The sequence below is a fragment of the Ruegeria sp. CI5 genome (assembly GCF_056536885.1).
Genome location: NZ_JBQFQN010000006.1, coordinates 154,812 through 166,928, shown reverse-complemented (window position 1 = coordinate 166,928; position 12,117 = coordinate 154,812). Strand labels below are relative to the sequence as shown.

Here is a 12,117-nt window from a genome sequence, read left to right as displayed (position 1 = left end):
CGGCTTCGGCTTCGGCTTCGGCTTCGGCTTCGGCTTCGGCTTCGGCTTCGGCTTCGGCTTCGGCTTCGGCTTCGGCTTCGGCTTCGGCTTCGGCTTCGGCTTCGGCTTCGGCTTCGGAATGGCTTTGTTCAACCCGATCTTCCGGGTCAAGCGTGTAGGCGTCAGTCTTGGCGTCGACCGCTTCGGGCACCTCATCGACCTTGGGGTCGTCGGCCGGTTTCTGGTCTGTGTCTTTCTTGGCAGCCACCGTCACTTCCCCCTGTCGATTCCCATAAAACCTGACGCGCAGACGCATCCAAGTTAATCCGCGCCCATCGCGCCCTCAAGCCGGATCGCGTATTTAACGAGTTTTTTCACGGCTTTCCGCATTTTCTTGGGCGTCGGGCGTTTGGCAATCCGCAAACGGGCAATCGCCAATTTTTCAAGGGGCTTGGCGGTCGGTCCGCTCATCGCTGCGACCAAAAGCGGCGCCGGTCCGGGCCAGAGGTCGGCAAATTGTCGCGCGGTCCGCGGCGAGAACAAGGGCGCAATCACCGGGGCCGAACCAGCCGCAGCCGCCCGGGCCTCGGGCGTCAAAGGCAGCAGCCGCTGGCGATAGACCGGCTGTTCCCGCACGGTCAGGCCCAGTTCGGTCAGCCGGGCCGCGATGTTTCCCCGGCTGTGTTCGCCGCGCAGATGCAGCAGCGGGCTGTCCGGGCGCTCTTTGAGCAGTTTGGCGACCAGTTCCTCGGCGGTTTCGCCGGCCATTCGGGCCTCCCACCCGGCCTGGCGGGCCGTTTCGGTGGTGGCCGGCCCCACGCAATAGGCGGGTAGATCCCGGCGCACATCCTGCGCCGCGGCGGCCGCCACGCCATTGGCCGAGGTGAAGATCAGGCCCCGAATTCCAGTCGTGTCCACCGCCTGTTCCATCGGTCGGATATCCAGCAGCGGGGAATAGACCACCTGAACCCGCGACCGCAAACGTTCGGGCAGCTGCGCCACGAACCTTTCCGAGGCGGCGCGGGGGCGGGTCATCAACAGGTACACGGGCGGGCGTTCGGGCCTTGAGGATTGTTTGCTGCGGCGCGGGGTGATACCCCGCGACCAGATCATGATGCAATGGTTCAGGCAGATGGTGCAAACACTTACCGTTCTGGGATTGGAAAGCAGCTGTGATGACACGGCGGCGGCCGTGGTGCGCCAGTCCGGCGGGCAACGGGCTGAGGTTCTGTCTTCGGTCGTATATGGCCAGACGGAGCTGCACAGCGCCTTCGGCGGCGTGGTGCCCGAGATCGCGGCCCGCGCGCATGCCGAAAAGCTGGATGTCTGCGTGCAGCAGGCGTTGGAGCAGGCGGGCCTGACGCTGCAGGACATGGACGCCGTGGCCGTGACCGCCGGGCCAGGGCTGATCGGCGGGGTCATGTCGGGGGTGATGTGCGCCAAGGGGATCAGCGCGGCCACCGGTCTGCCGCTGATCGGCGTTAACCACCTGGCCGGCCACGCGCTGACCCCGCGCCTGACGGACGGGATCGCCTTTCCCTACCTGATGCTGCTGGTGTCGGGCGGACATTGCCAATACCTGATCGCCCACGGCCCCGAGCGGTTCACCCGGCTGGGCGGCACAATCGACGACGCCCCGGGCGAGGCATTCGACAAGACCGCGCGCCTGTTGGGCCTGCCCCAGCCCGGCGGCCCCTCGGTCGAGGCTGAGGCGCGCGATGGCGACCCCAAACGCTTTCGCTTTCCGCGGCCGCTGCTGGATCGGCCCGGATGCGATCTGTCCTTTTCCGGTCTCAAGACCGCCTTGATGCGGATGCGCGACCAGATCGTGGCCGAAAAAGGCGGGCTGACGCGTCAGGACCGCGCCGATCTGTGCGCCGGGTTCCAGCAGGCGGTTGTGGATACGCTGGCCGAAAAGACCCGCCGCGCCATCGCCCTGTATCTTGAAACCAACCCGGCCGAGCCGGTGATCGCCGTGGCCGGGGGCGTCGCGGCAAATACGGCCATTCGGGCTGCGTTAGAGTCTGTTTCCGCAGAAGCCGGCGCGCGGTTTACCGCCCCTCCGCTACACCTGTGCACCGACAATGCGGCGATGATCGCCTATGCCGGGTTGGAACGGTTCCGGCTGGGCGCGCGCGACGGGCTGGACCTGACCGCCCGGCCCCGCTGGCCGCTGGATCAAACCAGCCCGGCCATGCTGGGCGGCGGGCGCAAGGGGGCCAAGGCATGAGTGTCTCGGTCCTTGGGTCGGGCGCCTTTGGCACCGCGCTGGCGATCTCACTGGCGGGCAAGGGTCCGGTCACCTTGTGGGCCCGGTCGGGAGAGCGGGCGCAGACGATGCAGGCGACCCGCCGCAACGACGCCCGCCTGCCGGGTGTCACCCTGCCCGACGCCATCACGGTGACCGCTGAAATCACGCTGGCCTGTCAAAGCGACGTGTTGTTGTTGGCGGCGCCCATGCAAAAACTGCGCGATGTCCTGTCGGACCATGCGGCGGACCTGCAGGGTCGCACCCTTGTGGCCTGCTGCAAGGGTATCGAACTGTCCACCGGCCTGGGTCCGATTGCCGTGATCGAACAGGTGCTGCCCAGCGCCTGCACCGCCCTGCTGACCGGGCCCAGCTTTGCCGATGACATTGCCCGCGGGTTGCCGACGGCGCTGACACTGGCCTGCGCCGACGTGGATTTGGGCACCCGGCTGCAACAGGCCCTGACCACCGCCAACCTGCGTCTCTACCGGACCACCGACGTGACCGGGGCCGAGCTGGGCGGGGCCTTGAAGAACGTGATGGCCATCGCCTGCGGTGCCTGCATCGGCGCGGGTCTGGGGGACAGCGCCCGCGCGGCCCTGATGACGCGCGGCTTTGCCGAGATGCAGCGCTTTGCCGCGATGCGCGGCGCCCGGCCCGAAACCCTGATGGGCCTGTCGGGTCTGGGCGATCTGGTCCTGACCTGCTCGTCCGACCTGTCGCGCAACTTCCGGTTCGGGCTGTCGCTGGGCCGCATCGAGTCCTTTGACGCTGCGACCACCGTCGAAGGCGTGGCCACGGCAAATGCCATGGCCGCCATCGCCGCGACGGAGGGGCTGGACATGCCCATCTGCCAGACGGTGGCGCAGCTCAGCCGTGGCGCCTACAGTGTCGCCGAGGCCCTGCAATCCCTGCTCAATCGCCCACTCAAGGAGGAATGACATGCTTATCGCCCTGATCGCCCGCGACAAGGACGGCGCCCTGCAGACCCGGCTGGACAACCGCGCCGCGCACCTGGCCTATATCGAAGAAACCGGCGTGGTCGCACAGGCCGGGCCGTTGCTGGACGGCGATGCCATGATCGGGTCGCTGGTCATCCTGGATGTCGAGGACCTGGCCGCCGCACAGGCCTGGGCCGACAACGATCCCTACGCCAAGGCCGGTCTGTTCAGATCGGTCGAACTGATCCCGTGGAAGAAGGTCATCGGCTGATGGCTTATTGGCTGTTCAAATCCGAACCCTCGACCTGGAGCTGGGACCAGCAGGTCGCCAAGGGCGACGCGGGCGAGGAATGGGACGGGGTGCGCAACTATCAAGCCCGCAATTTCATGCGGCAGATGAAGCTGGGCGACCGGGGGTTTTTCTATCATTCGCAGAAGGACAAGGCGATCGTCGGCATCGTCGAGGTCTGCGCCGAGGCCCACCCCGACAGCACCACCGATGACGACCGTTGGGACTGCGTGGACATCAAGGCGGTGCGCCCCTTCGCCAAACCGGTCACGCTGGACCAGATAAAGGCTGATCCACGGCTGCCCGATATGGTGCTGGTCAAGAACTCGCGCCTGTCGGTGCAGCCCGTCTCGGATGCCGAATGGGCGGTGATCTGCGAACTGGGCCAGGCCCTGACGGATTGAGAAAAAAGGGAAGGCCCTGACGATGCAGAACCTTCCCTACCCCGCGTGCTCCCTACTCACCACACGCAAAGAAATCTCTGGTTCTGACCGTCCTGGTCACGGATTGAACGTAGTCCAGAGCACGGCGGTTTTTCAAACATGAAATCAATAGATTATGATTCAAATGCAAAACGCCCGCCGAACCAGTCGGGCGGGCGTTTCCGAATGTCGCGGCGGGATCAGCCGTAGACGGACTCTTTGCCGAAATGCTTGGTCAGCATGTAATAGACCACCGCGCGGTATTTGTTGCGCTCGGACATGCCATAGGTCTCTATGACCTTGTTGATCGCTGCCATCAGCTCGGGGCCATCCGACAGGCCCAGTTTCTTGATCAGGAAGTTGTTCTTTACGGTCTCCAGCTCACCTTCCTGGCTGGCGGCGACGGTCGCGGCATCCGCGTCATAGATGGCCGGGCCGCATCCAATGGTAACCTTGGTCAGCAGGTCCATGTCCGGCGTCACACCGCATTTGTTCTTCAGATCATCCGCGTATTTGGCGATCAACTCGTCACGTTTTCCCATTGTCCTCTCCTGTGTGGGTTGGGTTCCGGCCTTTGCGGCGCTGGCTGAACGGTAACGGCTGACAGCTTTTCAACAAAGGGAAAAATCCGACGGTTTCCCCCCAAGGCAGGGATACTCGCACCCGCGGGTTGATCATTGTTTCACTTTTATTTAACATTTTAGTTAATCATTGAGTCGAGGAGACTGCCATGATCATCGCCCTACCGAACGAAAGCGCCGAGTACCGAACCGCCCGAAATGCCCTGCTGGCCGCCGAAGCCGATCTGCGTGCGCGGGTCGAGGAAGTGGCCGCGCTGCGCCGGACCTTGCCCAAGGGCGGCCAAATCCCGCAGGATTACGCATTTCGGGACCTCGGGGGCAGTATTGCCCCGATTTCAAGCCTGTTCGGTGATCATGACACTCTGGTCGTGTATTCGCTGATGTTTGGCCCCAAGGCGCAGGACCCCTGCCCCATGTGCTCGGCCTTTCTGGACGGGCTGACCGGGCAGGTCGCACATCTGACCCGAAAAACCGCCTTTGCGGTCGTGGCGCAGAATACACCGGATGCCTTGGCTGCGCTGAGCCAGCGCATGGGCTGGCAGGATCTGCCGCTCTATTCCGCGTTGGATACGACGTACCAGCAAGACTATCTGGCCGAGACCGAGGACGGAAACCAGTTGCCGATTCTGAACGTGTTTCAACGCGATGCGCAGGGAATCCACCATTTCTGGAGCTCCGAGCTGTTCTTTCAGCCCAGCGACTGGCATCCACGTCATGTCGATGCAGCATGGCCCCTGTGGAACATTCTGGACCTGACGCCGCAGGGGCGCGGCGATTTCGTGCCGCCGCTCCGCTGAGCGCAACAAAAAAGGCGGCCCGGATGGCCGCCTTTTCCGCGAATTTCTGACGGATCAATACCGGTAGTGCTCGGGCTTGAACGGGCCTTCGGGCGTGACGCCGATGTAGTCCGCCTGTTCCTTGTCCAGCTTGGTCAGCTTGACGCCGATCCGGTCCAGATGCAGGCGTGCGACCTTCTCGTCCAGATGCTTGGGCAGGATATAGACCTTGTTCTCGTACTGGTCGCCTTTGGTGAACAGTTCGATCTGGGCCAGAACCTGGTTGGTGAACGAGGCCGACATCACGAAGGACGGATGACCGGTGGCATTGCCGAGGTTCAGCAGACGGCCTTCGGAAAGCAGGATGATGCGGTTGCCCGAAGGCATCTCGATCATGTCCACCTGGTCCTTGATGTTGGTCCATTTGTGATTTTTCAGGCTGGCCACCTGAATTTCGTTGTCGAAATGGCCGATATTGCCGACGATGGCCATGTCCTTCATCTCGCGCATGTGCTCGATGCGGATCACGTCCTTGTTGCCGGTGGTGGTGATGAAGATGTCGGCGGTCGAAACCACGTCTTCCAGCAGAACCACCTCATACCCGTCCATCGCGGCCTGCAGGGCGCAGATCGGGTCAACCTCGGTCACTTTCACACGGGCACCGGCGCCGCGCAGGGACGCGGCCGAGCCCTTGCCCACGTCGCCATAACCGCAGACCACGGCAACCTTGCCGGCCATCATCGTGTCGGTGGCGCGGCGGATGCCATCGACCAGCGATTCCTTGCAGCCGTACTTGTTGTCGAATTTCGACTTGGTGACGCTGTCGTTCACGTTGATCGCCGGGAATGGCAGGTGGCCGTCCTTGACCAGCTGATACAGGCGGTTGACGCCGGTGGTGGTTTCCTCGGACACGCCCTTGATCTGATCGCGCACCTTGGTGAACCAGCCCGGGCTTGCGGCCATCCGCTTCTTGATCTGCGCCTTGATGACCTCTTCCTCTTCCGAGGACGGGACGGGGATGATGTCCTCGCCCGCTTCGGCGCGCGCGCCCAGCAGGATGTACAGCGTGGCGTCGCCGCCATCATCCAGGATCATGTTCGGGCCATCTTCGAACAGGAAAGACTTGTCGAGATAGTCCCAGTGCTCTTCCAGAGTCTGACCCTTGATGGCAAAGACCGGAATGCCCGCCTCGGCGATGGCCGCCGCCGCGTGGTCCTGGGTCGAAAAGATGTTGCACGACGCCCAGCGCACGTCCGCGCCCAGCGCGACCAGCGTCTCGATCAGAACGGCGGTCTGGATCGTCATGTGCAACGACCCGACGATGCGCGCGCCCTTCAGCGGCTTGCTGTCGCCGTATTCCGCACGCAGAGCCATCAGGCCCGGCATTTCGGTTTCCGCGATATCCAGTTCCTTGCGGCCGAACCCGGCCAGTGAAATGTCTTTGACGATGTAGTCGCCAGCCATCAGATGCTCCATTCCGATCAACAACGGTTTGGGCAGCCCCTAACACCGTTGGGGAAAAGTGGCAACGTGGATGGCGATTGGGGCGTGGGCGTCAAATCAACTGGGCGCTCCTTCGGCCGGGGCCCTGGGCGTCACTTCGAAGAAATCGGTGCCAGCGGCGACAATGCAACTGATTCCGTTGGCGTGAGTCATCAACACGGTATAGGTGCCGCTTTCGCGCGAGGCCCATACCTCCATGACCGTCTGACCGCCCCGCGTGTTCTGCAATCCGCCAAAGGCCAGCTCTTCGGAATAGATCTGCTGCAGCTTGGCGATTACATCCGCGCGCAGGGCGCAGTTTTGGGCCAGTGCAGGCGGCCCGGTCGCAGCCATTCCAAAGACAAGGGCCATTCCCAATAAACGCTTGAACATGACAAGCTCCTTTCGGTTCGGGTTTCGATCCGAGAGGGGCATGCTGGGAGGAGCACGCGCCCCCCTCAGACCTAATGTCGTGATCCCTGGCTGCCGGTTCAAAGCACGATTGCTCAAGAAACTGTTGGCAGCCGGTGATCAGGATGGCTTAAGCATAGCACAAAACCGTGTTTCAGGCACGTTCGGCACAAGGGGGCATGGCAGAATGGCAACACGACCCAGGGCATGGCAACGGATGCTGTCAGGCCGCAGGCTGGACCTGCTGGACCCGACGCCGGTGGATATCGAGATCGAGGATATCGCCCATGGGCTGGCTTTCGTGGCGCGCTGGAACGGCCAAACGGCGGGTGATTTCGCCTATTCCGTGGCCGAGCATTCCCTGCTGGTCGAAGAACTGTTTGGCCGGATCGCCCCCAAGGCGCCGGTGAAATGGCGGCTGGCGGCGCTGCTGCACGATGCGCCGGAATATGTGATCGGCGACATGATCTCGCCGGTGAAGGCGGCGGTCGGCCCGGGTTACGGCGCGCTGGACGACCGGCTGGCGGCGGCGATCCACATCCGCTTTGGCCTGCCCGCCGCGGTGCCGAAAACGGTGAAACGTCAGATCAAGAAAGCCGACAAAATCAGCGCGTGGATGGAGGCCACCCAGATCGCGGGGTTTTCCGAGGCCGAGGCAACCAAGTTCTTTGGCCGACCGGACGCGGCGGTGATGGAGAGGTTGCAGATCACACTCAGGCCACCGGTTGAGGTTCGGCAGGCGTATACGGCGCGGCACGCGGAGCTGTTGGCGGAGCTATGAAACTCGACTGGTAAGGGAATCTAGCTTGCCCCCAGCCGCATATTTGCCTTTGCGGCGCCCACGCAGTCCGTGTGTCTAAACTCCGAAGAACGGCCTCATTTACTCAATATCGTACCGCAGAGAAGACACTGCTTGAGCCAAAAAGAGCGGCTCCAGCGTTCGTCGGTTGACAGAAGAACAGCACCGTCAGTCTAATGAGGCGCAACCGAGCCGAGTGATCGTCGTTGTATGAAACGCCTCAGAATTGGAACTTCGGATCTACCGCGCGCATTCCGGCTTCTGTGTTTATCCACGATGATGTTGCTGGGAGCGGCTTCGTGCGGCCGCCCGCCGGAATTGGTAGGGATCGATAATCCAAGATTTCCTGCATCTGAGGTAGAGGAGGCCAAGCGCCAAACAGTCTTCATTGCCACGACGCGTCAAGCGTCCGGTGCAGAAGGGGTCTTCTTTTCCGGTGACCGCGGTGAGGGTTTGGGCTTGGCTTCAGTAGTCGTCACCATCCCGCCAATTCACAAAGCAGGAAAAATTGAAAGAGCCACCTCTCTGCCACCTATTGCTTCAAAGCACTTCACCATAGTTGAACCAAAAGTCTATGTTTCGGAAGCCGCCTTTGTTTCTGAAATTGACAATCAGTTACTGAACCTTAGCGTTTCCGACAGAAACGTTCTGGTCTTTGTGCACGGCTACAACACGACCCTGAGCGATGCCATCCTTAGATTGGCACAGTTTGTCGAGGATACCGAGTATGACGGGATCCCCGTATTGATGTCATGGGCGTCTGCTGCAGAGACTCTGAAATACGTCTACGATATCAACAGCGCCCTCGCTGCCAGATCAGACTTTTTGAAAGCCGGTGAGATCATTTCGCGATCACAGGCTCAACAATTTGACATACTCGCGTTTTCGATGGGAGCGTTCCTTACGATGGAAGCTATCTCGCAAGCCGAAATTGCTGGCGAGTTCAATCCCAACAAGAAAATCCGAAACATAATTCTGGCAGCACCCGATATCGATTTGGCGGTATTCGAAAGCCAGCTCTCAACTATCACCCACGACAATCAGAAAATCTTTGTTCTCGTATCCTCGGACGACGGAGCCTTGAGTTTTTCGAAGTTCATTTCTGGCGGAGTCGACCGTGTTGGCGCGGCCGATGCCGCCGAACTCGCAAGGTCAGGAGTCACCGTTATTGATCTCAGCCAAGTACAGGACTCTCAAAGCACAAGTCACTCGAAATTTGCTTCGTCCCCTGAGGTGGTTCGAATTGCTGGTGAAGCAATCCGCACGAGCAGACGGACCGGTAGGCGTTCCACTACAGAACTTCAGGACCTTATTGGCGAAGGTTCAGTGGAAGTTGTAGGCGAACCTTAATTTCTTGATTTCCCAAGCCTGTTGCCAGAACAGTGCCGATCGGCAAAACGCTACCGCGGGCTGCGTTTCGCCAGAATCCGCTGCAAGGTCCGGCGGTGCATGTTCAGGCGCCGCGCGGTTTCCGAGACGTTTCGGTCACACAGCTCGTAAACCCGCTGGATGTGCTCCCACCGCACCCGGTCGGCGCTCATGGGGTTTTCCGGCGGCGGGGGCAGTTCGTCGCCCTTGGCCAGCAGCGCGTTGGTGATGTCGGTGGCGTCGGCGGGTTTCGACAGATAGTCGGTCGCGCCGATTTTCACCGCCGCCACAGCGGTCGCGATCGCACCGTATCCGGTCAGAACCACCACCCGGCTGTCGGGGCGCTTTTCCCGCAGCACCTCAACCACGTCCAGCCCGTTGCCGTCCTCGAGCCGCAGGTCCACCACGGCAAAGGCGGGCGGGCGGGCGGTGGCGATCGCGCGGCCGGCGGCGACGGATCCGGCGGTTTCCACCTCGAACCCGCGCTTTTCCATCGCTCTGGCGAGACGTCTCAGAAACGGCTCGTCATCATCCACCAGAAGCAGGGATTTGTCGGGGCCGATGTCAAGCTGAGCAATGTCTGCCATGGTGTGGTCTTTCTGCTATTTCATGCCGATAGGCTTTGAGATGAGTAATAGCAGCGCCACACCAAAGGTCAAACCGACGGTTACTCTGCCGCCTGGTCCACAAAGCAGGCAACGGTGTCGGCCATCTGCTCGGCCGTCGCGTCGCGTTTGAAAAACTCGAGGAACCCGTCCTGCGGCGTAACGAGGTAGGTAAATGTCGAATGGTCGACGAGGTAATACTCGTCGCTCTTGTCCTGGGCCTTGTAATAGGTCTTGTAGGCCTGGCTCGCGGCCTTGACCTGTTCCGGCGTACCGGTGAGGCCAATCATCTTTTCATGCAGGTTGTAGGCAAAGTCCCCCACGACGTCGGGGGTGTCCCGGTCTGGGTCCACCGAGATGAAGATCGGAGTGACCGAATAGCCGCGCTCGGTCAGCAGGTCGACGGCCTCGGCATTGCGGGTGGTGTCCAGCGGACAGACATCGGGGCAGAAGGTATAGCCGAAATAGATCAGCGAGGGCTCGGTGATCACGTCCTTGTCGGTCACGGTTTCACCCTTGGAGTTGATCAACTCGAACGGGCCGCCGATGGTTGCGGTGCCGCCTGCAATCTGGCTGGACCGGCACTGGGCAAACTTGTCGTCCGAACCGCCGCCGCGCGTCATCAGCCACATGGCGCCCAGGCCCACGGCCAGCACGACGGTTGCAAGAATGGCATAAAGGCGGGTCATGGCGAAATTCCTGACACATGGGGTTGTTGATCGGTTCGGCCGGGACACCTATCAAGTTGACCAGCGGACGCAACAGGACATAATCGCCCGATGACGGATTCCAACACCAGCCTCTGGCGCGGACAGGAACGCAGCAGCTGGATCCGGCTGCGCACGCTTATCCTGCTGCGGTGGGTGGCAATCATCGGCCAGATCACGGCCATCACCGTGGCCCAGCAGACCTATCACGTCCAGCTGGAGCTTGGGCTGTGCTACCTTGCCATCGGTGTTTCGGTCATGGGCAACCTGACCGCCATCCTGCTGTTCCCGCAGAACAAGCGCCTGTCGGAATTTGAAAACTTCCTCATGGTGATGTTCGACCTGCTTCAGCTGGCTTTCCTGCTGTATCTCACAGGCGGTCTGAACAACCCGTTTGCCCTGCTTTTGCTGGGCCCCGTGACGATTGCGGCCAACGTCATGAGCACCCGGTCGACCCTGATCATTGGGGGCGCAGCAATCGTGCTGGCGACGCTTCTGGCCCAGTTTCACCTGCCACTGCGCACCGATCTCGGCCTTGTTTTGGACATCCCCGACATCCTGCTGTTCGGCAACTGGGCCGCTATCGTGATCGCGATCGTATTCATCGGCGCCTACTCGCACCGCATCAGCGCCGAAGTTCAGTCGATGTCCGAGGCGCTGGCCGCCACCCATATGGCTCTGGCGCGCGAGCAGAAGCTGACCGACCTCGGCGGCGTTGTCGCTGCCGCCGCGCACGAGTTGGGGACCCCACTGGCCACCATCAAGCTGACCAGCTCGGAACTGATCGAAGAGTTGGACGACCGCCCGGACCTGAAAGAAGACGCCGCCCTGATCCGCGAACAGGCCGACCGGTGCCGCGACATCCTGCGCGACATGGGTCGGGCCGGCAAAGATGACCTGCATCTGCGCCAAGCACCTTTGTCCGCCGTGATCCACGAGGCCGCCGAGCCCCACATACACAGGGGCAAACAGGTACATTTTGACGAAGGCCCCGGGCCTGACGGTGATGTCCAGCAGCCCTCGATCCTGCGCAAGCCCGAGATCATTCATGGCCTGCGAAACCTGATCCAGAACGCCGTGGACTTTGCCCGCGCACAAGTCTGGGTCGAGGCCGAATGGACGCCGGACCGGATCACCGTCAGCATCATGGATGACGGGCGCGGTTATCCGTCACACATCATCGGCCGTATCGGTGACCCGTTCATGCGCCGCAGACGCGCCGAAAGCGATCTGCGCACACGCCCCGAATACGAGGGTATGGGATTGGGCCTATTCATCGCAAAAACGCTCTTGGAGCGCAGCGGCGCCGAACTGAAATTTGCAAATGGGTCAGACCCTTACCAGGCGGTGACGGACCAGGCCGAGCGACGCGGCGCGATCGTGCTGGTGACATGGCCGCGCAAACTGATCGATGCGCAGACAGGCGACAACCCGGTGCCGTCGGGCGTGAACGAACGGTTCCAGGTCTGAGTTAAGACACCGTTAACTATTTCAGCGCAAAGTCGAGTC

At 61.7% G+C, this 12,117-nt stretch carries 14 protein-coding genes and 1 pseudogene; 8 read left to right on the top strand and 7 right to left on the bottom strand.

Annotation, left to right across the window (positions count from 1 at the left end):
- Together ACR0BA_RS16785 and ACR0BA_RS16780 are read right to left on the bottom strand one after the other, a co-directional pair.
- A pseudogene (locus tag ACR0BA_RS16785) lies at positions 1-247 on the bottom strand (hypothetical protein); the annotation flags it as partial.
- 53 nt (positions 248-300) lie between these two features.
- Positions 301-1,014, bottom strand: a complete 714-nt coding sequence (locus ACR0BA_RS16780; RefSeq protein WP_480729082.1) for a uroporphyrinogen-III synthase — start codon at positions 1,012-1,014, stop codon at positions 301-303.
- Positions 1,015-1,111: 97 nt separating this feature from the next.
- Here ACR0BA_RS16780 and tsaD point away from each other — a divergent pair, with 97 nt between their 5' ends.
- Genes tsaD through ACR0BA_RS16760 form a run of 4 tightly spaced genes read left to right on the top strand, consistent with a single transcriptional unit; the run spans position 1,112 to position 3,861 of the window.
- On the top strand, positions 1,112-2,209 hold the full coding sequence (gene tsaD / locus ACR0BA_RS16775) for a tRNA (adenosine(37)-N6)-threonylcarbamoyltransferase complex transferase subunit TsaD (RefSeq protein ID WP_170391408.1): 1,098 nt from the start codon (positions 1,112-1,114) through the stop codon (positions 2,207-2,209).
- Positions 2,206-3,168 (top strand): NAD(P)H-dependent glycerol-3-phosphate dehydrogenase, encoded by a 963-nt coding sequence (locus ACR0BA_RS16770; RefSeq protein ID WP_480729080.1) that lies wholly within the window; start codon positions 2,206-2,208, stop codon positions 3,166-3,168. The genes tsaD and ACR0BA_RS16770 overlap by 4 nt, the downstream gene beginning before the upstream one ends.
- A 1-nt stretch (position 3,169) precedes the next feature.
- Positions 3,170-3,439: a YciI family protein gene (locus ACR0BA_RS16765; RefSeq protein ID WP_480729078.1), complete on the top strand. Its 270-nt coding sequence runs from the start codon at positions 3,170-3,172 to the stop codon at positions 3,437-3,439.
- The gene (locus ACR0BA_RS16760; protein ID WP_480729077.1) at positions 3,439-3,861 is read left to right on the top strand and encodes an EVE domain-containing protein; all 423 of its coding nucleotides are present in this window, start codon (positions 3,439-3,441) and stop codon (positions 3,859-3,861) included. Before ACR0BA_RS16765 ends, ACR0BA_RS16760 begins: the two co-directional genes overlap by 1 nt.
- A gap of 218 nt (positions 3,862-4,079) precedes the next feature.
- Here ACR0BA_RS16760 and ACR0BA_RS16755 read toward each other — a convergent pair whose 3' ends face one another.
- Positions 4,080-4,421 (bottom strand): DUF2853 family protein, encoded by a 342-nt coding sequence (locus ACR0BA_RS16755; RefSeq protein WP_170588086.1) that lies wholly within the window; start codon positions 4,419-4,421, stop codon positions 4,080-4,082.
- 188 nt (positions 4,422-4,609) lie between these two features.
- Here ACR0BA_RS16755 and ACR0BA_RS16750 point away from each other — a divergent pair, with 188 nt between their 5' ends.
- Positions 4,610-5,257 (top strand): DUF899 family protein, encoded by a 648-nt coding sequence (locus ACR0BA_RS16750; protein WP_480729075.1) that lies wholly within the window; start codon positions 4,610-4,612, stop codon positions 5,255-5,257.
- 54 nt (positions 5,258-5,311) lie between these two features.
- Here the strand turns inward: ACR0BA_RS16750 and ahcY are convergent, their stop codons facing one another.
- Together ahcY and ACR0BA_RS16740 are read right to left on the bottom strand one after the other, a co-directional pair.
- The gene (gene ahcY / locus ACR0BA_RS16745) at positions 5,312-6,700 is read right to left on the bottom strand and encodes an adenosylhomocysteinase (protein ID WP_170342574.1); all 1,389 of its coding nucleotides are present in this window, start codon (positions 6,698-6,700) and stop codon (positions 5,312-5,314) included.
- A 96-nt stretch (positions 6,701-6,796) separates the two neighbouring features.
- Complete coding sequence (locus tag ACR0BA_RS16740) at positions 6,797-7,111, bottom strand: hypothetical protein (protein ID WP_170588092.1); 315 nt, start codon at positions 7,109-7,111, stop codon at positions 6,797-6,799.
- Between the two features lie 205 nt (positions 7,112-7,316).
- Here ACR0BA_RS16740 and ACR0BA_RS16735 point away from each other — a divergent pair, with 205 nt between their 5' ends.
- Complete coding sequence (locus ACR0BA_RS16735) at positions 7,317-7,910, top strand: HD domain-containing protein (protein ID WP_222457828.1); 594 nt, start codon at positions 7,317-7,319, stop codon at positions 7,908-7,910.
- Positions 7,911-8,204: 294 nt separating this feature from the next.
- Positions 8,205-9,278, top strand: coding sequence for an alpha/beta hydrolase (locus tag ACR0BA_RS16730; protein WP_217355819.1), 1,074 nt, complete (start codon positions 8,205-8,207; stop codon positions 9,276-9,278).
- 50 nt (positions 9,279-9,328) lie between these two features.
- Here ACR0BA_RS16730 and ACR0BA_RS16725 read toward each other — a convergent pair whose 3' ends face one another.
- Positions 9,329-9,883, bottom strand: a complete 555-nt coding sequence (locus tag ACR0BA_RS16725) for an ActR/PrrA/RegA family redox response regulator transcription factor (protein WP_170368977.1) — start codon at positions 9,881-9,883, stop codon at positions 9,329-9,331.
- An 80-nt stretch (positions 9,884-9,963) separates the two neighbouring features.
- Entirely contained in the window at positions 9,964-10,590 is a 627-nt protein-coding gene (locus ACR0BA_RS16720; protein ID WP_170340640.1) for an SCO family protein, read from the bottom strand.
- A gap of 90 nt (positions 10,591-10,680) precedes the next feature.
- Here ACR0BA_RS16720 and regB point away from each other — a divergent pair, with 90 nt between their 5' ends.
- The gene (regB, locus tag ACR0BA_RS16715; RefSeq protein WP_093963869.1) at positions 10,681-12,078 is read left to right on the top strand and encodes a sensor histidine kinase RegB; all 1,398 of its coding nucleotides are present in this window, start codon (positions 10,681-10,683) and stop codon (positions 12,076-12,078) included.
- Positions 12,079-12,117: the final 39 nt, after the last annotated feature.

Excerpts from the sequence above, each read along its gene's own strand:
- ACR0BA_RS16780 (WP_480729082.1), bottom strand. The coding sequence starts at position 1,014 with ATGACCCGCCCCCGCGCCGCCTCGGAAAGGTTCGTGGCGCAGCTGCCC.
- tsaD (WP_170391408.1), top strand. The coding sequence starts at position 1,112 with ATGGTGCAAACACTTACCGTTCTGGGATTGGAAAGCAGCTGTGATGAC.
- ACR0BA_RS16770 (WP_480729080.1), top strand. The coding sequence starts at position 2,206 with ATGAGTGTCTCGGTCCTTGGGTCGGGCGCCTTTGGCACCGCGCTGGCG.
- ACR0BA_RS16765 (WP_480729078.1), top strand. The coding sequence starts at position 3,170 with ATGCTTATCGCCCTGATCGCCCGCGACAAGGACGGCGCCCTGCAGACC.
- ACR0BA_RS16760 (WP_480729077.1), top strand. The coding sequence starts at position 3,439 with ATGGCTTATTGGCTGTTCAAATCCGAACCCTCGACCTGGAGCTGGGAC.
- ACR0BA_RS16755 (WP_170588086.1), bottom strand. The coding sequence starts at position 4,421 with ATGGGAAAACGTGACGAGTTGATCGCCAAATACGCGGATGATCTGAAG.
- ACR0BA_RS16750 (WP_480729075.1), top strand. The coding sequence starts at position 4,610 with ATGATCATCGCCCTACCGAACGAAAGCGCCGAGTACCGAACCGCCCGA.
- ahcY (WP_170342574.1), bottom strand. The coding sequence starts at position 6,700 with ATGGCTGGCGACTACATCGTCAAAGACATTTCACTGGCCGGGTTCGGC.
- ACR0BA_RS16740 (WP_170588092.1), bottom strand. The coding sequence starts at position 7,111 with ATGTTCAAGCGTTTATTGGGAATGGCCCTTGTCTTTGGAATGGCTGCG.
- ACR0BA_RS16735 (WP_222457828.1), top strand. The coding sequence starts at position 7,317 with ATGGCAACACGACCCAGGGCATGGCAACGGATGCTGTCAGGCCGCAGG.
- ACR0BA_RS16730 (WP_217355819.1), top strand. The coding sequence starts at position 8,205 with ATGATGTTGCTGGGAGCGGCTTCGTGCGGCCGCCCGCCGGAATTGGTA.
- ACR0BA_RS16725 (WP_170368977.1), bottom strand. The coding sequence starts at position 9,883 with ATGGCAGACATTGCTCAGCTTGACATCGGCCCCGACAAATCCCTGCTT.
- ACR0BA_RS16720 (WP_170340640.1), bottom strand. The coding sequence starts at position 10,590 with ATGACCCGCCTTTATGCCATTCTTGCAACCGTCGTGCTGGCCGTGGGC.
- regB (WP_093963869.1), top strand. The coding sequence starts at position 10,681 with ATGACGGATTCCAACACCAGCCTCTGGCGCGGACAGGAACGCAGCAGC.